Origin of the sequence: Clostridium sp., from assembly GCF_017888565.1 — a bacterium.
GTDB lineage: Bacteria > Bacillota > Clostridia > Clostridiales > Clostridiaceae > Clostridium.
In genome coordinates this window covers 47,488-69,528 of the sequence record NZ_JAGHFX010000005.1, presented here as the reverse complement: position 1 = coordinate 69,528, position 22,041 = coordinate 47,488, and the positions used below count along the sequence as shown (strand labels likewise).

At 27.1% G+C, this 22,041-nt stretch carries 21 protein-coding genes, 2 pseudogenes and 1 other annotated feature; of the genes and pseudogenes, 16 read left to right on the top strand and 7 right to left on the bottom strand.

The window, feature by feature from the left end:
• The 3 genes and pseudogenes from J7M87_RS01345 to J7M87_RS01335 all read left to right on the top strand — a co-directional run.
• Positions 1 to 425 (top strand): annotated as a pseudogene (locus J7M87_RS01345) (hypothetical protein); the annotation flags it as partial.
• Between the two features lie 235 nt (positions 426 to 660).
• On the top strand, positions 661 to 1,173 hold the full coding sequence (locus tag J7M87_RS01340) for a hypothetical protein (protein ID WP_142419022.1): 513 nt from the start codon (positions 661 to 663) through the stop codon (positions 1,171 to 1,173).
• Positions 1,174 to 1,179: 6 nt separating this feature from the next.
• Complete coding sequence (locus J7M87_RS01335; RefSeq protein WP_291647917.1) at positions 1,180 to 1,743, top strand: hypothetical protein; 564 nt, start codon at positions 1,180 to 1,182, stop codon at positions 1,741 to 1,743.
• A 396-nt stretch (positions 1,744 to 2,139) separates the two neighbouring features.
• On the opposite strand, the gene J7M87_RS01330 is transcribed toward J7M87_RS01335, so the two are convergent.
• The 4 genes and pseudogenes from J7M87_RS01330 to J7M87_RS01315 form a co-directional block, all read right to left on the bottom strand.
• Positions 2,140 to 2,565, bottom strand: coding sequence for a helix-turn-helix transcriptional regulator (locus J7M87_RS01330; RefSeq protein WP_272470400.1), 426 nt, complete (start codon positions 2,563 to 2,565; stop codon positions 2,140 to 2,142).
• Positions 2,556 to 2,903 (bottom strand): annotated as a pseudogene (locus tag J7M87_RS01325) (manganese catalase family protein); the annotation flags it as partial. The pseudogene J7M87_RS01325 and the gene J7M87_RS01330, both read right to left, overlap by 10 nt.
• Positions 2,903 to 3,166, bottom strand: a complete 264-nt coding sequence (locus J7M87_RS01320; protein WP_291647913.1) for a spore coat protein CotJB — start codon at positions 3,164 to 3,166, stop codon at positions 2,903 to 2,905. The pseudogene J7M87_RS01325 and the gene J7M87_RS01320, both read right to left, overlap by 1 nt.
• Positions 3,166 to 3,441: a spore coat associated protein CotJA gene (locus tag J7M87_RS01315; protein ID WP_291647911.1), complete on the bottom strand. Its 276-nt coding sequence runs from the start codon at positions 3,439 to 3,441 to the stop codon at positions 3,166 to 3,168. Before J7M87_RS01315 ends, J7M87_RS01320 begins: the two co-directional genes overlap by 1 nt.
• Before the next feature lie 388 nt (positions 3,442 to 3,829).
• Here J7M87_RS01315 and J7M87_RS01310 point away from each other — a divergent pair, with 388 nt between their 5' ends.
• From J7M87_RS01310 to J7M87_RS01270, 9 genes are all read left to right on the top strand, one after another.
• Positions 3,830 to 5,188: an FAD-binding oxidoreductase gene (locus tag J7M87_RS01310; RefSeq protein ID WP_291647909.1), complete on the top strand. Its 1,359-nt coding sequence runs from the start codon at positions 3,830 to 3,832 to the stop codon at positions 5,186 to 5,188.
• 63 nt (positions 5,189 to 5,251) lie between these two features.
• Entirely contained in the window at positions 5,252 to 5,737 is a 486-nt protein-coding gene (locus tag J7M87_RS01305; RefSeq protein ID WP_291647907.1) for an EFR1 family ferrodoxin, read from the top strand.
• Between the two features lie 17 nt (positions 5,738 to 5,754).
• A complete protein-coding gene (locus J7M87_RS01300) occupies positions 5,755 to 6,015 on the top strand; it encodes an EFR1 family ferrodoxin (protein ID WP_291647906.1) in 261 nt (86 codons plus the stop codon).
• Between the two features lie 142 nt (positions 6,016 to 6,157).
• The gene (locus J7M87_RS01295; protein WP_291647904.1) at positions 6,158 to 7,024 is read left to right on the top strand and encodes an ATP-binding protein; all 867 of its coding nucleotides are present in this window, start codon (positions 6,158 to 6,160) and stop codon (positions 7,022 to 7,024) included.
• Positions 7,025 to 7,515: 491 nt separating this feature from the next.
• Positions 7,516 to 7,704 (top strand): DUF4250 domain-containing protein, encoded by a 189-nt coding sequence (locus tag J7M87_RS01290; RefSeq protein WP_291647902.1) that lies wholly within the window; start codon positions 7,516 to 7,518, stop codon positions 7,702 to 7,704.
• Positions 7,705 to 7,723: 19 nt separating this feature from the next.
• Positions 7,724 to 7,849 (top strand): hypothetical protein, encoded by a 126-nt coding sequence (locus J7M87_RS01285; protein ID WP_291647900.1) that lies wholly within the window; start codon positions 7,724 to 7,726, stop codon positions 7,847 to 7,849.
• A 52-nt stretch (positions 7,850 to 7,901) separates the two neighbouring features.
• Positions 7,902 to 9,638, top strand: a complete 1,737-nt coding sequence (locus J7M87_RS01280; RefSeq protein WP_291647898.1) for an EAL domain-containing protein — start codon at positions 7,902 to 7,904, stop codon at positions 9,636 to 9,638.
• Positions 9,639 to 9,779: 141 nt separating this feature from the next.
• Positions 9,780 to 11,156: an MATE family efflux transporter gene (locus tag J7M87_RS01275; RefSeq protein ID WP_291647896.1), complete on the top strand. Its 1,377-nt coding sequence runs from the start codon at positions 9,780 to 9,782 to the stop codon at positions 11,154 to 11,156.
• A gap of 32 nt (positions 11,157 to 11,188) precedes the next feature.
• Positions 11,189 to 11,419: a binding site (T-box leader), on the top strand.
• A 134-nt stretch (positions 11,420 to 11,553) separates the two neighbouring features.
• On the top strand, positions 11,554 to 12,072 hold the full coding sequence (locus tag J7M87_RS01270; RefSeq protein WP_291647922.1) for a tryptophan transporter: 519 nt from the start codon (positions 11,554 to 11,556) through the stop codon (positions 12,070 to 12,072).
• Positions 12,073 to 12,129: 57 nt separating this feature from the next.
• Here the strand turns inward: J7M87_RS01270 and J7M87_RS01265 are convergent, their stop codons facing one another.
• A complete protein-coding gene (locus J7M87_RS01265) occupies positions 12,130 to 12,876 on the bottom strand; it encodes a polysaccharide deacetylase family protein (RefSeq protein ID WP_291647894.1) in 747 nt (248 codons plus the stop codon).
• A 322-nt stretch (positions 12,877 to 13,198) separates the two neighbouring features.
• Between J7M87_RS01265 and J7M87_RS01260 the strand changes: the two genes are divergently transcribed.
• The 4 genes from J7M87_RS01260 (at position 13,199) to dut (ending at position 18,356) form a co-directional block, all read left to right on the top strand.
• The gene (locus J7M87_RS01260) at positions 13,199 to 14,476 is read left to right on the top strand and encodes a solute carrier family 23 protein (RefSeq protein ID WP_291647892.1); all 1,278 of its coding nucleotides are present in this window, start codon (positions 13,199 to 13,201) and stop codon (positions 14,474 to 14,476) included.
• Positions 14,477 to 14,643: 167 nt separating this feature from the next.
• Positions 14,644 to 16,875, top strand: a complete 2,232-nt coding sequence (locus J7M87_RS01255) for a bifunctional diguanylate cyclase/phosphodiesterase (RefSeq protein ID WP_291647891.1) — start codon at positions 14,644 to 14,646, stop codon at positions 16,873 to 16,875.
• Between the two features lie 96 nt (positions 16,876 to 16,971).
• Positions 16,972 to 17,643 carry a prealbumin-like fold domain-containing protein gene (locus J7M87_RS01250; RefSeq protein WP_291647889.1) on the top strand — a complete coding sequence of 224 codons (672 nt, stop codon included), beginning with the start codon at positions 16,972 to 16,974 and terminating at the stop codon, positions 17,641 to 17,643.
• A 272-nt stretch (positions 17,644 to 17,915) separates the two neighbouring features.
• On the top strand, positions 17,916 to 18,356 hold the full coding sequence (gene dut / locus J7M87_RS01245) for a dUTP diphosphatase (protein ID WP_291647887.1): 441 nt from the start codon (positions 17,916 to 17,918) through the stop codon (positions 18,354 to 18,356).
• 137 nt (positions 18,357 to 18,493) lie between these two features.
• Here the strand turns inward: dut and abc-f are convergent, their stop codons facing one another.
• Positions 18,494 to 20,413, bottom strand: a complete 1,920-nt coding sequence (gene abc-f, locus J7M87_RS01240) for a ribosomal protection-like ABC-F family protein (RefSeq protein WP_291647885.1) — start codon at positions 20,411 to 20,413, stop codon at positions 18,494 to 18,496.
• Positions 20,414 to 20,803: 390 nt separating this feature from the next.
• The gene (locus J7M87_RS01235) at positions 20,804 to 22,021 is read right to left on the bottom strand and encodes a 6-phosphofructokinase (protein ID WP_291647883.1); all 1,218 of its coding nucleotides are present in this window, start codon (positions 22,019 to 22,021) and stop codon (positions 20,804 to 20,806) included.
• Positions 22,022 to 22,041 lie beyond the last annotated feature (20 nt).

The following is a 22,041-nucleotide window of genomic DNA, read 5'->3' as shown; positions in this document are numbered from 1 at the left end:
CAGATGCAATAGGAAAAGCTATAGCTGAAGCAATATCTAATAAGAAAATAGAAGTTAGTAAATTCCCATTACCATTAAAAATGAAATCAGATGCAATGAGTTACGATGGAGAAGTTAAGATATTCAATAAGGGTGACTTATTAACAGCAGATGCAGAAAATCAATTTGCTTATAGCATTGAATTAGATGGTAAGCGTTGTTGGGTAGAAAAGACCAATGTTAAATTTCTAGGGCTTACATACGAAAGATATAGAAGGTTTAGACTACAAGTAATAGAATATCCTTGTAGAGTATTTGATAAAGAAATTAAGCCATTCTATACAGGAGAAGCTATTACAGTACAATGGGAAATGAGCGGGTATTATGCTTTAGATATAGATGGAGCTAGAGCGTATATAAGAAAGAATGCAACAACAAGTAGGTAAATTTAATGCTAGTAGGTAAGGAATAATACACTTGCTTACTAGTTTTTTACTTTATGTTGATTTTTAACATATTTTGTCGAAAATCTTGATAAATATATGTACAGGCTATAAAATAAAAGAAAGCACTATGACCATCAATCAGAAGTGCTTTCAAGTATAATAAAGTATTCGATTTATATACCTTTATTATACTTGGTTTATTTAAGAAAAACAAGTGATAATGGAGGAATGGTTTATGTCTTTTGAAAATGGTTATAATATTGAAGAGTATATAGGAAAAACAATTGAGGAATATAAAAAAGATAAGAATATATTTAGTAAGGCTTTAATGACATTAAACATATTTATGCAAAGAAAAGATTGGCCAATGTGTTTTAACGAATTTGAGAAGATATCCCATCAAATACTTAAAACTGATCCGGAATGGATTTGTAGAACTATTAATATGTTCCATATTGATAGTGAAGAATTACAAAAAGAGCTAAAAGGATGGGAGAAGGATTTAGAAAATGATTTTTTAATAGATGTGAAATATTTTGTAAGCATTATGGATCCTATCATAAACGAATATTATGATTATGTAAATAATCCATTAGGCATCAGTAATGTTATTGAAATTGATAAGTATAGTAATTTAAAAATAATAAGAATAAATAGAAATGATGGAGAAAACTTTGATTTAAGAGTATCAGATTACGAAATAAATCAACTAATATCTACTTTAAATGGATTAATTGGAGAGAGGTAGATATAAATGGAGGAAGTAAGAAGAGTAGCGAAAGTTGTAAGTTTTGAAAATAATTATAAGAAAAGTAAAAAAAATAATAACATTTCTTTTAGAAGTGGAAATCCTGCATACATAAAGAATATGAATAGTAATAAGGAGGTGAGTGTTGATATGGATGAAAATAAATTACTTGAAAAGTACTTAGATAAGGTAGATCAAGATAGAAGAGAACAAGAACAAAGGTTAAACTCTAATATGGAGAAACTTGAAGAAAGATTATCTAAAGAAAGAATCGCCTCAGAAGAAAGATTAGAAAAACTATTTAATTCAACTATGGATAGCATAAAAGAGACTAATGCGAAAATCGATAAAATTGATGAAAAATTAGGAAGTAAAATAGATAGCATAAACGATAAAATAGATACTAAGATAGATAGTATAAACAATAAAATAGATAGTAAAGTTGACTTAATGTCCGAAAAGATAGATTCAACCAATAAATGGATAATAGGAACTTGTATAGCAACTATTTTATCTATAGCAGCTATGGTAATAACATTAATTATATTTTTTATACAATCTAAAAGCTAAAGCACTTAGAACAATCTAGGTGCTTTTTGTATTAATAAAGATATAAATAGAGATAAAAAATGCATAAAATAAATTGACACCAATTAAAGGAATAAATATAATTAAATAGTAATACTTATTAATAAATCCATAAAAACCAGCGATTAATCTAATATTAAGATTAACAAGTGTTATATAATTCCCAATAGCACTTAGATTTATAATCTAGGTGCTATTTCAATTATAAAAAAAGCCGTCAGAAGATGGCTTAAATATAATAAAAACGCACATATTAAACCAAGGACAGAATAGCATTAAAGATTATAGGTGTCAAATATGTTTTATTGATTGTAATTTGGTTGTCTAATTTTCACTTAAATCTATAACTTTGTCTTTAAGACTTTTTTCAAATAAGCTTTATAAAATATTGTTCTTTTTTAAAATGGCATAACTAGATCTACTTATATAACTGCGTGAATTTTCCCAATATCTCCAAGCTGTTTTACTTATATTTAGTTTTTCACAAATTTGAGGAATGCTTAAATTATTTTTAATTCTATATGATTTTAAGGCTTCGCTAACCATATCAGTATCTTCTAAATAATCATCATAAAAGAACTTTGTACCTAGGTTAAAATAATTTGCTAATTTCTCAGACAACTTACGACTTATTAATTTTTGATTTAATTCAATACTTTTAATAGAAACACCATTTGATAATCCCATAATTTTAGCAAGTTTATCTTGGGTTAAACCAGCTTTTAATCTATGATACTTAAGTTTATCACCAATAGATTTTCCTTCATTGTATAAATCAATTTTATATGCATTTAAGTTGTCCAAGGATTTCCAGTAGCATCTGTGTAGAAAGTAGCTTTTCCATGATCTGCATAGTGACCATCTAATCCAGCTGCCTTAATTTGATCTATTGATGCATTTTCCATAATTTGATGCGCCATCGTAGCTATCATTTCTACGTGAGCCATTTCTTCTGTTCCTATATCAGTTAATAATGCTTTAGATTTATTTGTTGGCATAGAGAATCTTTGATTTAAATATCTAAGGGCAGCACTAAGCTCTCCATCTGGACCACCATATTGAGTTATAAGAACTTTAGCCATTTTTAAATCTGTTGATTTTAAGTTTACAGGATGCTGTAATGTTTTAACATAATACCACATTAATTTTTTCCTCCTCTCATATTTTCCCAAGGCCATGGACTATTAACCCAAGCTTCAGGATCTTGGAAGTAAGAAGAACCAAAGTTAGTTAATGGACCATATTGTTTTTCATATTCCCAAACTGTTTTCTTTAGCTCACAAGATATAACTTCATAATCATGTCTTGCTTTTTCACATTCAGGAAAGTTGTCTAAATATAAATTTAAATCAACAACAAAGAATTGCAATTTTTGTATTTTTTCTAGGTATTCTTCACGTCTCATTATTTACGATCCTCCTTAAGATATTTAACGTCACAATAAGGACTATATAAGTCTTTAAATATTGTTCCAGCGCTAAAAGCATCTTCTATATTAAATAAATTTTCATATGGTTGAAGAGCAACAAATGCCTTTGCATATACAGGGGGATCAAAAACTTTATATGATTCATAACAATTTTTACTTGTATCAGTACAAGTTATATTACAATGAAGTTTACTAGGGTCATTTACACAATCATTACATTTTTCACAATCATTATCTTTACGATAGTACATAAATTAAACATCCTTTCTTTATATCATCTATAGTTATAAACTATGTAGAAAAAAGTAGAAAGGTGATAAAAAATAAAAAAAAATAAAAAAAGATTCAAAAAAGGCTTAGTATTTGTATATATAATGTATAAAATATGAAAAAATAAAGAAATAATATAAAATGTTTTAAAATAGAAATCAAATATAATTAAGTAAAATAAGAATAATAAATTTATAATTCGATCTACGAAGAGATAATTAAAGCCTGCAAAATTATTATTTTTTTAGAGAATATGTATTATTGAAAAAATTATAATTATGAATCAGTTTTATTATGACTCTTTTTATTGATTTTAAGGAATGATATGTTATCATCTTATATATAAAATAATTTACAGAAGGTGATTAAATGAGAAGTGTTGATTATTCAGGATTAACTGGCAAGATAATTACCAAAGAAAGTTTTGAATATGAAGAAAGTAGATTAGCTTGGAATAGAGCTATTGAAAAATATCCATTATTAATTATATATTGTTATAATGAAGAAGATGTGATTAATGCAATACTATGGGCTCGAAATAATTCTATAGAAATAAGAGTAAGATCAGGTGCTCATAGCTATGAAGGATATTCAACAGGTAATGATGTAGCTGTTATAGATATAAGTAAAATGAATGAAATTTACATAGATGAAGAAAATAGCTTTGCAAGGATAGGGGGTGGAGTAAGAAATAGAGAGATATATGAGGCACTAGGAAACAGGAATTATGCATTTCCAGGAGGGGGATGTCCAACTGTAGGAGTAGCAGGACTAGTACTTGGTGGTGGCTGGGGATATTCAAGTAGATTCCTAGGATTAGCATGCGATAGCTTAATTGAAGTTGAAATGATAAATTATGAAGGAAAAAAATTAATTCTCAATGAACATTTAAATAGCGATTTATTTTGGGCTTGCAAGGGAAGCGGTGGATGTAATTTTGGAGTTATAACTTCAATGACTATAAAGTTAAAAGAAAAAATAAAAATGGGTACTTTGATATATATAAATTATCCTAATATTAGTAATGAAGATAATATTAAAGTTATTGAGATTATTCAAGAATTATATAAGAATTTAGATAGACGTATGAATTTAAAAACTGCAATATATAATTCAGCTGAAAGAGGAAGGGGAGTTAAGATTACAGGATTATTTTATGGAAATTCTATTGATGCTAGAGAAATACTTAGACCTTTAGAGAATATAACAAGTTTAATCGAGATTAAAGTAGAAGATATGAGTATATTAGAGTGTAATAGATGGATTCAGGACAGTCATCCAGATTATGAAAAGTATAAGTCAACAGGTAGGTTTGTTTATAGGAATTATAATCATGATGAAATAAAACAACTTATAGAAATAATAGATAATTCAGCAGAAGGATCAGTTTATACTGCGATATCATTTTATGGAGCTGGTGGTGCTATTGCCGATGTAGATAAATTAGATACAGCATACTATTATAGAAATGCTAAGTTTATAATGGGAATTCAATCTGTTTGGGAAGAAAATAAATATGCTGATATAAATAAGGAATGGGTTAAGAGTAATTTTACATCAATAAAGGCACTAACAGAAGGATCTTTTGTTAATTTTCCTTTAGATGAATTAAATAATTATGAAAAAGAATATTATGGAGAAAATATTAAAAGATTAAAAGAGATTAAAAAACAATATGATCCATATAATATTTTTAATTATCCTCAAGTTATTAAAAGTGCAAAATAGAAATTTATTTTATTCGTGATATAATCATTTATAGATTATATAAAGTAGGATAGGGGATTATTTATGAAAATTTATTACTTTTCTTCAACTGGAAATAGTTTATATGTTTCAAAGAAAATAAAAGAAGCATTAGATGAAAAGGTAGAGTTAATATCTATGACAAAAGCACTAAGAGATAATGATTTTGTTTGTGATGATGATGTAGTTGGTTTTATATATCCAATACATTGTGGCTCTTTACCTATAACAGCTTTAGAGTTTTTACATAGTTTAAAGTTAAGAAAAAATTCCTATGTTTTTGCAGTAGGGGTATCTGGCGGAGGAGAAGCAAAAAGTAGTTTTGCCCATATAAATGAAATTATTAAGGACACAAATATTTTATCAAATTTTTTATGTATAAAATATATTTCTAACTATATTAGAGCAGGTAGAAATCCAAGTGAAGAAAGAGCAATTGAAGCAATTGAGAAAAATGAGAAAATTTTAGAAGGTTTTATTAATGAAATTAATGAAAGAAAAATAAAAAATGCAATTATAAATTTGGATTAAATAAGCTTCTTTATTCTATGTGGAAAAATGCATATAAAAATAAGGATAAAAAATTTAATGTTAATAATGACTGTGTTGGATGTGAGATTTGTAATAAAGCATGTTCTGCTGACAATATTATAATGAAAAATAATATGCCTACATGGAAAGGAAATTGTACAGACTGTATGGCGTGTATAAATTTATGTCCTAAAAAAGCTATAAATATAGGGAAAAGTACAGTAAAGAAAAATAGATACAAGAATCCATATATAAGTATTAATGAACTGATAAGATAATGAGAGTAAAATACTAAATATGGATGGTAGAAGGAAACTTATTAATAGAAAATGTAGACTTTGCGATAGCGTCATATTTATATAAAGACAACAAGTTTGAAAAGTGATATAATTGAGATGGATTATTAAATGAGGTGATAAAATGAGTAGTATAGCAGGAAAAGGCTGCGAGAGACTAATTCCTACTGAAGAAAAAAAGCCTTTAGAAGAAATAGAGCGTAGCCTTGTTAAGAAATATAGAAAACATATTTGGACTAAGTTTGTAAGAGCTGTCAAAGATTATAACCTTATAGAAGAAGGAGATAAGATTGCAGTAGCTATTTCAGGTGGTAAAGATTCGCTATTAATGGCTAAATGTTTCCAAGAGCTTAAAAAACATGGACAAATGAATTTTGAATTAGAATTTATAGCAATGGATCCAGGATACCATCCACAGATAAAGGAATTACTTATAGAAAATTGTAATCATCTTGGAATACCAGTACATATATATGAAGGAAAAGTTTTTGAAGTTATAGATAAGATGGCAAGAGATTATCCATGCTATCTTTGTGCAAGAATGAGAAGAGGCTCTCTTTATAGTAAAGCAAGAGAACTTGGATGTAATAAGTTAGCATTAGGACATCATTACAATGATGTTATAGAAACTACATTATTAAATGTTCTTTATGCAGGTAATTTTAAAACTATGCTTCCTAAATTTAAGGCAGCTAATTTTGAAGATATGGAGCTTATAAGACCACTTTATTATGTAGAAGAAGAATACATAAAGAGGTTTACTAACAATGCAGGAATTTGGCCTTTAAATTGTGCATGTATGGTTGCAGCTGAGAAAATAGGAAATAAGAGATATGAGATAAAGGAACTAGTAAAAGAGCTTAAGAAGAATTTTGATGGTGTTGAAAAATCAATATTTAAGGCAGCTGAAAATGTCAACTTAGATTCTATACTTGGCTGGGAAAAAGATGGTATAAAGACGAAGTATTTAGAAGTTTACGATGAAGAATAATTAAAATTTGCTTTATAAAGATATTATGTGGTGAAATTTTTCTACATAGTATCTTTATTTTTTATTAAATACTAATTTAATAAATTGAATATGGAATAATTAAAAATAGATTATGAATACTAATAATATAATGGAGGTGAATGCAAATGGCTAAAAAGAATCAAGAAGCAAGTTGGGAAAAGAAGAGATACAAATCTCCAAAGAAAAGTGAAGCTTCTAAAGTACCAGAAGTTAAATAGTTAATTTAAATAAAGTTTTTATAAGGAAACTACTCTAAAACAAAATTTAGAGTAGTTCTTTAACTTTTAGAAAAAAATAATTAAAATATATAAAAATAATATAATTAATTACGATAATAAAAAGTGAGTTAGTATTCTATCTTTATCTTAATAAATATACAAAAAGATGTATAATGCACTTTTTTTATTAAAAGATATATGGTATATTTTATTTGAGATTTCAAATATATAGAAGTTGAAAGGAGAAATAGTATGGATAGAGAAAGTGTTTTATCTATGGATCCTAATATTCTATTAAGTGTGATAAATATGAAATTAAGAGATTTCTACTCTAATTTATCATCATTATGTGAAGATATAGGAGTAACAGAAGAAGAATTAAAAGATAAATTAAATTCAATAGGATATAAATATGAAAAAGATCAAAATCAATTTAAATAATGGGTAGGAGGAATAATTTATGAAAATAAAAAATTTAGGTAAATTAGCAGTAGTTGTAGCTGCAGGGGCAGCTTTAGTTGCATCATTAATAAATGATAATAAAGAAAAATCAAAAGATGAAGTGAAAGTAGAAGGAAACAAATAGATTTTAAATAACATAGTAAATATAAAAATATACTTTGAGAAGGATTAAATATATGATTAGGGAAAAGAAATATAACAAGGATGTTGGTTCCCTTAATAATAAAGAATCGAATAATCTTAAAGATAGACAAAAAGAGTTTTTATTAAATTCTAAGGCATCTTTTATTAAGTCTATTAAAGGACTATTTATTTCTGTAAATAAAGAAGAAGATTTAATAATGCTTTATGGGAACAATAAAGAAATTACAGGATACAAAGATGATTTTACTATAATAACTTTTGACGAGTGTAGAAACTACTTTCACCAGGATTATTTTAACATTTTAATTAATGGTATAAAAAATAATTTAGAAGAAATTGAAGTTAAGATGACTAATATTTTAGGAAAAGATATATGGATTAGTGTTAAAGGTCAAGCAAGAAAGAGCAATAAAGGCAAGTTTTTAGGTTTTGAAGGATATGTTCATAATATAACAAAAGAGAAAGAAGCACATTTAAAATTAGAATATATAAGTTATTATGATGAATTAACAGGATTAAATAATAGAAAGCAATTCAAAAATATTATAGAAAAAGAACTTGAAAATCATATTGTTTCAGAATCAAGAGGGGCATTAATAATCATAGATATAGATAATTTTAAGTTTATAAATGATTCTTATGGACATAAATGTGGAGATATATTTTTAGAGAAGTTTTCGGAAGACTTAAAGAAAATATTTAATGATGATCAACTGTTATGTAGATTTGGGGGCGATGAATTCTTAATTTTTATTTCATCTATAAGTTACTTAAATGAAATAAATTCTAAGGTAAGAAAAATTATGGATATATTAAAGAATCCATATGATATAAATGATCATAAAATCTATTCTTCAACAAGTATAGGGGTAGCAGTTTTTCCTGATGATGGTGAGGATTTTGAAGTACTACTTAAAAATGCTGACGCTGCAATGTATATCGCTAAGAGTAATGGAAAAAATCAATGGCAAATGTTTAATAACAATATATCAAGAGAGATAAATAGAATTTACTCAATTCAAAGGGGACTTAGAACAGCACTAGATAATAATGAAATGTTTGTTGTATTTCAGCCTAAAGTAAGGCTTACAGATGATGAAGTAAATGGATTTGAAGCATTACTTAGATGGAAAAGTTCTGAAATAGGTTTTGTTAGTCCTGGAGAGTTTATTCCAGTAGCTGAAAATACTAGACTTATAATACCAATGGGGAAATTTGTATTAAGAGAAGTTTTTGCAAAGGTAAAATATCTAATATCAGAAGGTTATGATAATTTTAAAATAGCAGTTAATTTATCTGAAATACAGTTGCGTGATGGAAATTTATTAGAATACTTTAATTCTTTAATAGATGAGTTTAATGTATCTCCTAGATACATAGAAGTAGAAATAACTGAAAGTATGATAATGAAATCAGTAGATAAAAACATAGAGTGTTTATTACAAATAAAAGAATTAGGTGCCTCTATTGCTTTAGATGATTTTGGAACTGGATATTCATCTTTAAATCATTTAACTAAGTTACCAATAGATGTTTTAAAAATTGATAGAAGTTTTGTTATTGATATGTCTGAAAATGACAAAAGTAGGTACATAGTAGAAAATATTATTCAATTATCACATAAGCTTGGCATGACAGTTGTTGCTGAAGGCGTCGAGGAAAAAGAGCAAGTAGATTATTTAAGAAGTATAGAATGTGATACAGTACAAGGTTTTTATTATAGTAAACCTGAGTATTTTGAAAACATAATAAGTATGTTAAGCAAATAAAGGATTACCGTGGTAATCCTTTAAATTTTATTTAAAATATTTAATATTCTAAAAAGCAAAGAAATAAATTTAAGTATATTGAAAAAATATACTACTAAATATATAATTTGAAGATAACAATATCATTAAAAGGAGGTACATATGAAAAAATCAGTAGATTTAGTTTCAGGAAATATATTTAGTGCATTACTAAAATTATCTATTCCGATTTTAGGTACATCTTTCATACAAATGGCTTACAATATGATAGATATGATGTGGGTAGGAAGAATAGGTAGTGAGTCAGTTGCAGCAGTAGGAACAGCAGGCTTTTTTACTTGGTTTGGAAGTGCACTTGTATTTATATCTAAAATAGGAGCAGAAATAGGAGTTTCTCAAGCTATAGGAAAGAGAGATTTTAAGGAAAGAAATAAATTTATATATAATAGTTTATTTATAAATATAGTAATAGCAATATTATATACAATTATTTTAATAGTTTTTAGAAATCAATTAATAGGATTCTTTAATCTAGGTGATGAAAATATAATAAAAATGTCTATAGACTACCTAATTGTAGTATCATTTGGAATGATATTTAGCTTTTTAAATCCATTATTTACAGGTATTTTTAATGCTTCTGGTAGTAGTAAAATTCCATTTTTGATAAATACTATTGGATTAGCTTTTAATATAATATTTGATCCAATATTGATATTTGGGCTTTTTGGATTTCCAAAACTTGGAGTGGTTGGAGCAGCACTAGCAACTATTAGCGCACAAGCTATTGTTACTATCATATTTATAATAGCCTTTATAAAAAATGGATATAGTTTAAGTTTAAAAAATAAAAAGTATCTAGATAAAATTTATGTTTATAGAATATGTAAGCTAGGGATTCCCACTGCACTTCAAAATTGTATGTTTTCAGTTTTTGCTATGATAATTGGAAGAGTAATCGCTTCATGGGGACCAGTAGCAATTGCAGTTCAAAAGGTTGGTTCACAAATAGAAGCTATATCCTGGATGACAGCGGAAGGGTTTGCCGCAGCATTAACAGCTTTTGTAGGACAAAATTATGGAGCAAATAGATGGGATAGGATATTAAAGGGATATAAAGCAACTATGGTTATGGCAGCAATAGTGGGTATTTTCGCGACTATATTATTAGTATTTGCAGGAGAGAGAGTTTTTTCAGTATTTATACCTGAAGCTGAAGCTATATCACAAGGTGCTATATATCTTAAAATCTTAGGATATTCACAATTGTTTATGTGTATAGAAATTACAACGGCAGGAGCATTTTCAGGGCTTGGAAATACAGTTACTCCATCATGGGTTAGTATATTGTTTACTGGTCTTAGAGTACCTCTAGCTATTTTATTAAGTAGTATGCCTTCACTTGGAATAAATGGGGTTTGGTGGAGTATAAGCGGTACAAGCATGATTAAGGGAATATTATTATTAGGATTATTTATTTTTATGAAAATAATACCAAATAGAAAAAGGTTTCAAGAAATTGTTGACAATTATGAATAAATAGCATAGTATATTATTAAATTAATTATTGGAATAATCCTTTGATGAGGGAGAGTAGCTATTATGTAAGGTTTAAGAGAGCCGAAGGTGGTGTGATTTCGGTACTAAAGCAAATAGTGAATGGGCCTCGGAGGAGTGATACGAAATTTTATTAAAGTAGTTGATCCGTAAGTCCCACGATATAGGGAATAGGGTATGTTAGTACCTGATGAGAGAGGCTTTTATAGCAATTTAGGTGGCAACGCGGATATATCGTCCTATACATTTTGTATAGGGCGTTTTTTATTTTAAATTTAAATAAATATTAAAGGAGCTGGTAATTATGTTGTGAACTAGAGGCGATAAATTAGATTGAAGTAAATTAAATTTAAAGGAGATTTTGAATATGAATAGAAATATGAATGTAAAAAAAATGATGCTAAATTCAATATTAATAGCTATTGGAGCCTTATTACATCAAATAACACCAGCGTTAGGTTTACCTATGCAACCAGACTTTGCACTAGCAATGCTATTTATAATTATATTAATAAATAATGATTATAAAACCACTTTAATATCAAGTATTATAATTGGGGTATTAACTGCACTTACTACAAAATTTCCAGGTGGACAACTTCCAAATATTATAGATAAAGTTGTAACAGCAAATACAATATATTTTATATTTAAGTTAATTGGAAGCAGAGTGAGTAATAATATAAAAATGATAATAGCTTTAAGTTTAGGAACTATATTAAGCGGATTAGTATTTTTAGGATCTGCAAGTTTATTAGTAGGTTTACCTGGTTCATTAGTAAGCTTAATTAGTATTGTTGTTATACCTGCTGCAATAATGAATATATTCTTAGGTATGATATTATATAAAGCTATTGGAATAGCATTAAAAGCCACTGGGGTATTAATAAGCAAATAAAGAATATTAATAATTTTAAATTTTTAATGGAGCTGTTTTGAAACAGCTCCTAAAAAATTATTTCTTCATTACTTTATATAACTCTGGAGTATTTTCATCTATGGCTTTAAAAGTATATCCATTATCTTTATAATATTTAATTATGGAAGGTAAGGCTTTAGCTGAATTTTTATTTATATATGTGCAATGCATTAAAATTACAACTACATCTTTATCTTGGTTTTTGCATGCTTTCTTCATTATGCTTTCAGGAGCTAAGTTATGATTTGCACCATCACCACTATCAGTATTCCAATCATATATTTTAAAATTATTTTCATGTAATGTATCTACTAATTTTTGTGTCAATTTATAAGAATTATTATTACATCCAAATGGAAATCTTAGAATATTATATCTTTCTCCAGTAACTTCATATAAAGTTTCTTGCTCTTGTTTCATCTCATCTAAAAAGCCGTCGTTTCCACAATATAACTTATTTCTATTATGAGAGAAACTATGAAGTCCAATACTATGCCCTTCATTTTTTATTCTTAAAATAGTATCCTCTTGTCCTTTGATTTGACAGCCAATAACAAAAAAAGTAGCTGGAACATTTTCTGATTTTAGTGTATCTAAAACTTGAAGTGTAACTTTTCCTCCAGGACCATCATCAAAAGTAAGATAGACAACCTTTTCCTGTACACTATCTTTAGATGAATCTTCATTATTTTCTATAGCTTGTATATTAGTTATAAAAGAGAAAGATAATAAAATAGCCATAGAAAGTGTAGTTAACTTCTTTCTAAAATTTTTTAATTTCATATAAGTATCCTCCTAAAGATTATTATGCTAGTACTAGTATTCCCAAGAATTCAAAGAATACAATGTTTATTATATGGAAATTGAAATTTATATTGAAATAATAATAGATGAGTGATATAATTTAAAAAAAAGAAAATTCATTCTTTAAATTAGTCCAGAGAGGCTCAAAAGAAGTAAAATTATTGTGGAATTATTATAACTTCTCTGGAAATTTATAGAGAAGTTTTTTTTATGCAAAAATACCTTTTAAAATTAGTCCAGAGAGGCTAGAAAAGGAGAAATAAGAATTTCTCCTTATTAATAAAAATAGGGAGGTCATTAAATGGCACAATATGTAGAGACAAAAGAGGTTAATACTTTAAGTAATATTAAAAAAGGTTTAATAAAAAGTGTTTTAGGTCTTCAACACTTAATAGCAATGTTTGGAGCAACTGTTTTAGTACCTATAATAACAGGATTAGATCCATCAGTTGCTTTGTTTTCAGCTGGAGTAGGAACTCTTATATTTCATCTATGCACTAAAGGAAAAGTACCTGCGTTCTTAGGATCTTCATTTGCATTTATTCCAGTAATTGGTGTGGTTGCAACTCAATATGGTGATTTAAGATATGCCCAAGGTGGAATGTTTGTAGCAGGATTAATTTATGTTGTAGTTTCATTTATAATAAAAAAAATAGGCGTATCTAAAATAAGAAGTATTTTACCAGCACAAGTTGTTGGCCCTATGATAATAGTTATAGGTGTAAATCTTATTCCAACAGCTTTAGATATGGCTGGAGTAAATTCATTTATAGCTGGCGAAGCAGGTTCAGGAAAATCACTAACAATAGCTATACTAACATTAGGACTAGCTTTATGCATAAAAAGATTTACAAAAGGATTTGTATCACAGTTATCAATAATAATTGCAGTAATAGTTGGATATACATTAAGTTTAGTATTAGGACAAGTTGATATAACTGCAATTCAAAATGCAAGTTTTATAGCAGCGCCAAAGTTTACTTTACCAAAGTTTGATGCGGGAGCAATAATGATAGTAGTTCCAGTTATACTTGCTGTTTTTATGGAACATATAGGCGATATAACAACTAATGGTACTATAGTAGGAAAGAATTTTATTGAAGATCCAGGTTTAAATAGAACTTTGTTAGGTGATGGACTTGCTACTATGACAGCTTCACTTATAGGTGGACCTGCAAATACAACATATGGAGAAAATACAGGTGTATTAGCAATAACTAAAAATTATGATCCATCAATATTAAGATTAACAGCAGTTTTTGCAATAATATTAAGTTTTATAGATAAGTTTGGAGCTGCAATTAGAACAATACCTTCATCAGTTATGGGGGGAATAAGCATAATGTTATTTTCAATGATAGCTTTAGTTGGAGTAAATACAATTAAGAATGAAGGTGTAAAGTTTAATATAAAGAATATTATAGTTATGATAACAATTATATTTATAGGATTATCAGGATTATTTATGCCAAAGGCTATAGGAATAAGTATAACAGAAACTGTAAGTATATCTGGTTTAAGTTTGTCAGCACTTGTAGGTGTTACATTAAATATAGTATTAACAAAAATATTTAAATAAAATAATAAAATAATAAAATAATAAAATAGGCGAAGGTAAGTTGATATATTTACGTTCGTCTATTTTTTTAATTTTAACAAGGTTAAATTATGTTAATATGTGGAAGAATATGATAAAATATATAATTATTAGAATGTAATTTTAAGGAAAAGGTACTGGTGATAATCATGAAAAAAAGAAAAAATAATAGTATTTTCATATTTGCTAGTTTACTTTTAATTATATTAATAATTAAAAGTAATTTTGATAGTGCAATTTCATTATTACTTATCATGTTCTTTATTATTTTATTGTTAATGATTAGATTAATTTATATAAATAAAAAATATGAGAAGCTATATAAATTAGCAAATTCAAACAAGAGAAGATATAGAATGGCTATAGATGCATTAGAAGGTGCAATTTGGGAATGGAATAGTGAAAATAATAAATTATATATGTCTAAAAAAATGCGAGATATCTTAAAAATTAGTAAGGACATAGAGAGTTTTGATGAATGGTTTTCATTTATTGTTGAAGATGAAAGAGAAGATATAAAAATTTTCATTGAAAACATTATACATAATAGAATATTAGATAACTTTATTTTAGAATCATCTATAATAAATTCTTCAGGAGAAAAGCTATTAATTAAAGTGCAAGGAAATGGGAAAATAAGAAATAATATTTTTTATTTATCTGGACTTATTATAGATATAACTGAAAGAAAAAGAATAGAGAATATGAATAAGGTTATAGAAAATAAGAATAGATTAGCTGTAGAGGGTTCTAAAGACATTGCATTTTGGTGGAATGTTAATCAAAATATCATATCAATTGATTATAGTATTAGAGAGTATTTAGAAATAAAAGGAGAAGGAGACGTACTAATCTCAGACAAAAGTTGGCAAAAATTTATAGTAGAAGATGATATTGCCACATATAATAAGCAAATAACTAAGGTTTTAAATTCAAAAAAAGATGAATTTTATTCTATAGAGTATAGAATATTAAGCAAGGATAATAGGGTTGTATGGATTCAAAGTAAAGGGAAAAAGACATTAGAAAGGAATGGAGATTTATTTATTCATGGAGCTCTTTCAGATATAACAGATAGGAAGGAAAGAGAAATTGAAATTAATTATTTAAGCTTCAATGATGAAGTTACAGGAATTCCAAATAGAAGGTTTTTTGTAAGAGAAATTACAAATCATATAAATAATCATCCTAATGAAAAAATAGCATTTATTTTTTTAGATTTAGATAATTTCAAATATGTTAATGATACATATGGTCATGATGCAGGAGATTTACTTTTAATTGAATTTACAAAAATTATAAATAATATGAAAATAAAAGATTCTCTTTTTGCTAGATATGGAGGAGATGAATTTATAATAGTACAATATAATATACAAGGAAAAAATCAAATTAAATATATTTTAGATAATATAATAAAAAAGTTAAGTGATCCAATAATAATAAATGATAAAGAAATTTTTTGTACATTAAGTATAGGAGTAAGTGTTTATCCAATAGATGGAGGCGATATGCCGATTTTATTAAAAAGAGCAGATATGGCTATGTATCTTGCAAAAGTTAATGGAAAAAATAGATATGAGTTTTTTGACATAAAAATATTAGAAATTCTAAATAGAGAATTTGATATAGAAAAGGGATTAAGAGTGGCTGTGGATAATAGTGAAATTAAAATGCTATATCAGCCTAAGATTAAAGTAGATACAGAAGAGGTTATAGGTTTTGAATCTCTTGTAAGGTGGAATAGTAAGTCCTTAGGATTAGTATCACCAAGTGAGTTTATACCAATTGCAGAGAGTTCAGGTCTTATAATACCTATAGGAAAATACATAATAAACGAAAGTTTCAGGAAATGTAAGGAATTAACATTAAGAACTGCCAAGAAGTTTAAAATGGCTATTAATTTGTCAGAGGTTCAAATTAGGGATGAAGATATAGTTTCATTTATATCTGAATCATTAAAGTTTTATGATTTAAGTGCTGAATATATAGAGTTTGAAATTACAGAAAGTATAATAATGAAATCAGCAGAAAAAAATATAAATACATTAGAGAAGCTAAAAGGGCTAGGAGTTTCATTGGCATTAGATGATTTTGGAACAGGATATTCATCATTAAGTTATTTAAGAACCCTACCTATAGATGTATTAAAGATAGATAAAAGTTTTATAGACGGAATAGTTATAGAAGAAAAAAGTGAGTATATAATAAATAGTATTGTTGAACTTTCACACTACTTAAGTCTATTAGTAGTTGCAGAAGGAGTTGAAACTAAAGAACAACTGGATTTCTTAAAGAAAATTAGTTGTGATGTTATTCAAGGATATTATTTTAGTAAACCTGTTGAATTTAATGAAGCTATAAAAATGATTTCTATTTAAGTTAAAGAGTGTCTTTTGACACTTTTTTTTATTATTTTATCACCAAAATAATAGGTGAATCATATTATGTAACTATATTATGCTTTGGAGGTATATATGAAAATAGTTATTGACGATCAATATCATAGTGATGAAAATAATAATAATGAAGATCAATATACTGTAGATGAAAACGGAAATTTGAATTTATTTATTCAAGTTGATGGGGAAGTTGGAGAGAATAATTCTACAAGATCTATTAATAGAGACAACATATGCAATAATCAAGAAGATGAAGAAATAATAGAAAGTGATTTTAGTGAGCAAGTTTTGAGTGAGGAAAAATATGAAAATCCTTATGATAGACTATATTCAAATATAGAAGATAAATTACAAGGTATCTCACAAGATAGCTTACAAGATAACTTAAAATTTAACTCACAAAATAACTTTAATGATTACAATGTAGTTGAGGAAAAGGGTAGGATTGAAATCACATCAAGGTTAGCAAGTAGAGATGGAGTAGAACTTAAGGGGGCAAGGATAAATTTATATTTATTGAATGGGATATCTCCTAAATTGCATGATTCAAAATTCACTGATTCAAATGGAAAAGTAGTATTTGATAATTTAGAAAATGGATGTTATAGGGTTATATCAATAGTAGATAGAAGGTTTTTTGAAAAGCCTTCATACTATACTTGGAATGAAGTTACTATAGATAAAAATAATAAATCAGCAAGTGTATGTGTAGTAAATAAAATAAAACCAACGTATTATAGAAGATAGAATGGAATAAAAATTATTTCTACACTTATAATATGAGCTATCGCGCAATTAAAAATGTAAAATATAGAATTGAATAATGGAGAATAGAATTGCTTACAGTAGTTTTAAAATACTATAAGTTTAAATACTTCATTATGAAATATAAAAAGATTTTAAATTTTACATTAAAGGGCTGTTTATACAGCCTCTTTTTATTTTGAATATAATAAGTATAGACATAAATAAGAATTACTTGTTACAATAAAGGTAATATTTTTATTGGAGGAATACAAATGAATAAGTTAAAATTAAAAGTTCAAAAAATACATAATGAAGCTATAATACCTAATTATGCACATGAAGGAGATGCTGGGCTAGATTTATATTCAGTAGAAGAGGTTAAAATTAATCCATCTGAAACAGCATTGATTAAGACTGGAATAAAGATAGAGTTACCGCCTCAAACTGAAGCGCAGGTCAGACCTAGAAGTGGATTAGCATTAAAGCATGGGATTACCGTTTTAAATACACCAGGAACTATAGATGAAGGATATAGAGGTGAAGTAGGGGTAGTATTAATAAATCATGGGAAGGAAAGCTTTATTGTTGAAAAAGGTATGAAGATTGCGCAAATGGTAGTAAAACCAGTATGGTATGTCGAAGTTGATGAAGTGGAAGAGTTAAGTGAGACTGAAAGAGCAGAAGGCGGCTTTGGGTCAACGGGAAAAAGATAAAAAAGCTTACATGAGATCAAATAAAAATTAAGGGGATGCCACAAGGCATCCCCATTTAAAATAAATTAATTTATAAAAATATACTTATATCTCCTCATTAATTCTTATAATTCAGCTATAAATTTCACAAAGTAAATTTAATTGGATAAATTCTCCCATTCTTCGTAGAGGCTAGCGATTTTTTCTTCTAAATCTTTTATTTCCTTATTAACTCTTTCGCTTTCAGAAGGGTTAGAATAAATTTCTTCAAGGCAAAGTTCTTCTTGTAGTGATAATAACTTTTCTTCCCCGATAGAGATATAATCTTCTATTTTCTTTATTTTTAGCTTTAGAGCTTTTTCTTCTTTTTCAAGTTCTCTTTTTTTCTTTTTTTCATCTTTTAATTGAGTTTTAGTTTTTCCATTTGATAGTTCTTCTAAAACCTCAAATCTATTAGGATTAATTTTCTTTTCTTGATAATAACTATAGTTTCCTAAAAATTCTTTAATGCCATTTTCGTTAAGTTCTAGTATTCTATTAATTACTTTATTTAGGAAGTATCTATCATGAGATATAACCATTAATGTACCATCATAACTTAATAGTGCATCTTCAAGAGCTTCTCTAGACATTATATCAAGATGGTTTGTTGGTTCATCTAATAATAATAAATTAGATCTAGATAACATAAGTTTTAATAAATTGATCCTACATTTTTCTCCACCACTAAGAGTGTTGATTATTTTAAATACATCATCTCCAGTAAATAAGAATGATGCTAATGCACCTCTTAATTTAGATGTGGTTAAATTAGGGAATTCATCCCATACTTCATCTAGAATAGCCTTATCTAGATTTAAATCAGATTGTTCTTGATCATAATATCCAACATTTACGTTTGTTCCAAGAATAACTTTACCACTATCCGGATTTAAATTATCTAAAATAATTTTAAAGAGAGTTGTTTTACCACGACCATTTTCTCCAATCAATGCTACTTTTTCTCCTCTTTTAAGATCTAAGTTAAGATTTGAAAAAAGCTTATTATCTCCATAGCTTTTAGCTAGGTTTTCAATATGAAGAACATCATGACCGCTTTTTACAGAAGTTTCAAATTGAATTTTAGAAGCTTCCTTTTCTTTATCAGGAGCATCTAGTCTCTCCATCTTTTCTAAGGCTTTTTCTCTACTTTCAGCAGCTCTTATGCTTTTCTCTCTGTTAAAGCTTCTAAATTTTTCTATTATTGCTTCTTGTCTTTTAATTTCAGCTTGCTGAAGATTATAAGCTTTAAGCTGAGTTTCATAGTTTTTCTTTCTTTGATCAATAAATTTAGTATAAGGAACATTGTAACAATTAACATGACCATTAATGACTTCAAAGGTATTGTTTGTAACAGCATCTAAGAAAAATCTATCATGTGATATTACTAAAACAGTTCCTTTATAATTTTTTAAATATTCTTCAAGCCATTCTATAGCTTCTAAATCAAGATGGTTGGTTGGCTCATCAAGTAAAATTATATCTGGATTTTTTAATAATAGTTTACAAAGTGAAACCCTAGTTTTTTGTCCACCACTAAGAGTACTTATTGTTTTATCAAAATCTTCTTCTAGAAAACCAAGACCTTTTAATACTCTAGATATTTCACCTTTATATGTGTAACCACCTTTATGAGAATATAAATCTTGAAGGGTAGTGTAATCTTTTATAATTTTTTCGTGATAAGCTGCATTATCCTCATTATAAGGTTCAGCCATTTTTATCTCTAACGAATGTAATCTATCTTCAATATTACGAAGATCTTTAAATACTAAGTTCATTTCATCATATATAGTATTATTTAAATCTAAATCAACATGCTGAGTTAAATATCCTATAGTCCTATTTTTATCTATAAATATTTCACCAGAATCCTGTGATAATTCTTTAGATATTATTTTAAATAAGGTTGATTTTCCTTCTCCATTTCCACCAATAATTCCAACTTTATCACCTTCATTGATTGAAAAGGTGATATCTTTTAGTACATCTCTTATTCCGTAACTTTTCGATATATCTTTGCAACTTAAAACTATCATTTTTTCCTCCTACGCTTATCTTATATATCAAATATATTTAAATTTATAAATTTCTATAATTCCAATTTTATTATACTCTAAGGTGTTAAGCTAATCAAATACGTAAACTTTTATGTTTAGTTCTTAATAGTATTAAAATAATGTCATATGTATATAAGAAAAAGGAGAAGTCTTAGAAATATATTTAATATAAAATTTATAAATTTCAAATAATCTTTATTGCCTTAAAAAAGCTAATCTCTTATTTTTATAAAGAGGCTCACGTTTCGTGAGCCTCTTTTAAACCATTGATTTTACTTACTTAAGGATGTTTTTAAACTTAAATAGAACTTTTATCTATTATTTATATATGCACAAAAATGGAAGCTCGAATTAGAACTTCCATTTTTATTATTTGGATATAGTTTTAAATTTAGGTAAATGATTATCTATAACTAATGAAGGAGTTCCAGAAATAAGAGGTAAGAAGTAGTCTAAAGCTTCTTCTTTTATATGATTTCCTTCATCATTAATTAAATCTATAGGAAAGTATTTAACATTATTAGCTATCTTGTCTGCTTCTACAAGGAAATGAGAAGTAGAATAAGGTGTGCTTGAATCTCTTTTTATAGCAACCATATATCCACTATGCCCTTCAAGTGCAAATTTTAATGCAGAGTATCCAGCTTCAAAAGCTTCCTTTAAATCAACATCTGAAGCGCAATGGATTGCACATCTTTGTAATACGCCTAATTCTAAAGATTTAACTCTAGATGTTATACCAGACTGGATTATTAAGTTCTTTAAGTAAGAACCAACGCCACCTAATTGTGCATGTCCAAATTTATCATGAGATTGTTTTTCAACTTCAGTTATAAATTTTCCCTCAGAATTTCTTATACCTTCTGAAACAACTATAAAAACTTTATTTTTTTCTTGGAATCTTTTTCTAACATCTAAAAGAAATTTTTCTATTTCAAAAGCAACTTCAGGTAAATATATAAAATCTGCAACAGGCTCGCCATTTATTCTTGCAATACAAGAAGAAGCAGCTAACCAACCTGTATCTCTACCCATTGTCTCTAAAATAAATATTCCGTTATTTATATAAACTGATGAATCTAGATATGTTTCAAGTGCAGTTGTTGCAATGAATTTTGCGGCACTACCAAACCCAGGAGTATGATCAGTGTGCATTAAATCATTATCTATTGTTTTTGGAATACCAATAAACTTTATATCTATTCCAGTTTTACTTGCATATTTACCTAGCTTAGCAATAGTATCCATAGAATCATTTCCACCTACATAAAAGAAGGCTTTTATATCATTAATCTTTAATATGTCTAAAAGTTTGTCATATTCTTCACTTGATTCTTCTAAATTTTTCATTTTATATCTACAAGAACCTAAACCAGAAGATGGTGTGTATCTAAATGTATTTATTTCATCATCAGTAAAGGAAGATAATTCGATTATATTTCCATTTAATATACCTTCTATCCCATTTAGACCTGCATATACTTTATCAAATGCACCTAAATCCTTATTTGCATGTAGTAAGCCTACTACACTTGAGTTAATAACAGATGTTGGACCTCCAGATTGAGCAATTATACAATTCGCCATTAAGTTACTCTCCTTTATAT

What these genes read in the sequence shown, in the direction of transcription:
- J7M87_RS01340 (WP_142419022.1), top strand. Translation starts at nt 661, where the DNA reads ATGTCTTTTGAAAATGGTTATAATATTGAAGAGTATATAGGAAAAACA.
- J7M87_RS01335 (WP_291647917.1), top strand. Translation starts at nt 1,180, where the DNA reads ATGGAGGAAGTAAGAAGAGTAGCGAAAGTTGTAAGTTTTGAAAATAAT.
- J7M87_RS01320 (WP_291647913.1), bottom strand. Translation starts at nt 3,166, where the DNA reads ATGAGACGTGAAGAATACCTAGAAAAAATACAAAAATTGCAATTCTTT.
- J7M87_RS01315 (WP_291647911.1), bottom strand. Translation starts at nt 3,441, where the DNA reads ATGTACTATCGTAAAGATAATGATTGTGAAAAATGTAATGATTGTGTA.
- J7M87_RS01310 (WP_291647909.1), top strand. Translation starts at nt 3,830, where the DNA reads ATGAGAAGTGTTGATTATTCAGGATTAACTGGCAAGATAATTACCAAA.
- J7M87_RS01305 (WP_291647907.1), top strand. Translation starts at nt 5,252, where the DNA reads ATGAAAATTTATTACTTTTCTTCAACTGGAAATAGTTTATATGTTTCA.
- J7M87_RS01300 (WP_291647906.1), top strand. Translation starts at nt 5,755, where the DNA reads ATGTGGAAAAATGCATATAAAAATAAGGATAAAAAATTTAATGTTAAT.
- J7M87_RS01295 (WP_291647904.1), top strand. Translation starts at nt 6,158, where the DNA reads ATGAGTAGTATAGCAGGAAAAGGCTGCGAGAGACTAATTCCTACTGAA.
- J7M87_RS01290 (WP_291647902.1), top strand. Translation starts at nt 7,516, where the DNA reads ATGGATAGAGAAAGTGTTTTATCTATGGATCCTAATATTCTATTAAGT.
- J7M87_RS01285 (WP_291647900.1), top strand. Translation starts at nt 7,724, where the DNA reads ATGAAAATAAAAAATTTAGGTAAATTAGCAGTAGTTGTAGCTGCAGGG.
- J7M87_RS01280 (WP_291647898.1), top strand. Translation starts at nt 7,902, where the DNA reads ATGATTAGGGAAAAGAAATATAACAAGGATGTTGGTTCCCTTAATAAT.
- J7M87_RS01275 (WP_291647896.1), top strand. Translation starts at nt 9,780, where the DNA reads ATGAAAAAATCAGTAGATTTAGTTTCAGGAAATATATTTAGTGCATTA.
- J7M87_RS01270 (WP_291647922.1), top strand. Translation starts at nt 11,554, where the DNA reads ATGAATGTAAAAAAAATGATGCTAAATTCAATATTAATAGCTATTGGA.
- J7M87_RS01265 (WP_291647894.1), bottom strand. Translation starts at nt 12,876, where the DNA reads ATGAAATTAAAAAATTTTAGAAAGAAGTTAACTACACTTTCTATGGCT.
- J7M87_RS01260 (WP_291647892.1), top strand. Translation starts at nt 13,199, where the DNA reads ATGGCACAATATGTAGAGACAAAAGAGGTTAATACTTTAAGTAATATT.
- J7M87_RS01255 (WP_291647891.1), top strand. Translation starts at nt 14,644, where the DNA reads ATGAAAAAAAGAAAAAATAATAGTATTTTCATATTTGCTAGTTTACTT.
- J7M87_RS01250 (WP_291647889.1), top strand. Translation starts at nt 16,972, where the DNA reads ATGAAAATAGTTATTGACGATCAATATCATAGTGATGAAAATAATAAT.
- dut (WP_291647887.1), top strand. Translation starts at nt 17,916, where the DNA reads ATGAATAAGTTAAAATTAAAAGTTCAAAAAATACATAATGAAGCTATA.
- abc-f (WP_291647885.1), bottom strand. Translation starts at nt 20,413, where the DNA reads ATGATAGTTTTAAGTTGCAAAGATATATCGAAAAGTTACGGAATAAGA.
- J7M87_RS01235 (WP_291647883.1), bottom strand. Translation starts at nt 22,021, where the DNA reads ATGGCGAATTGTATAATTGCTCAATCTGGAGGTCCAACATCTGTTATT.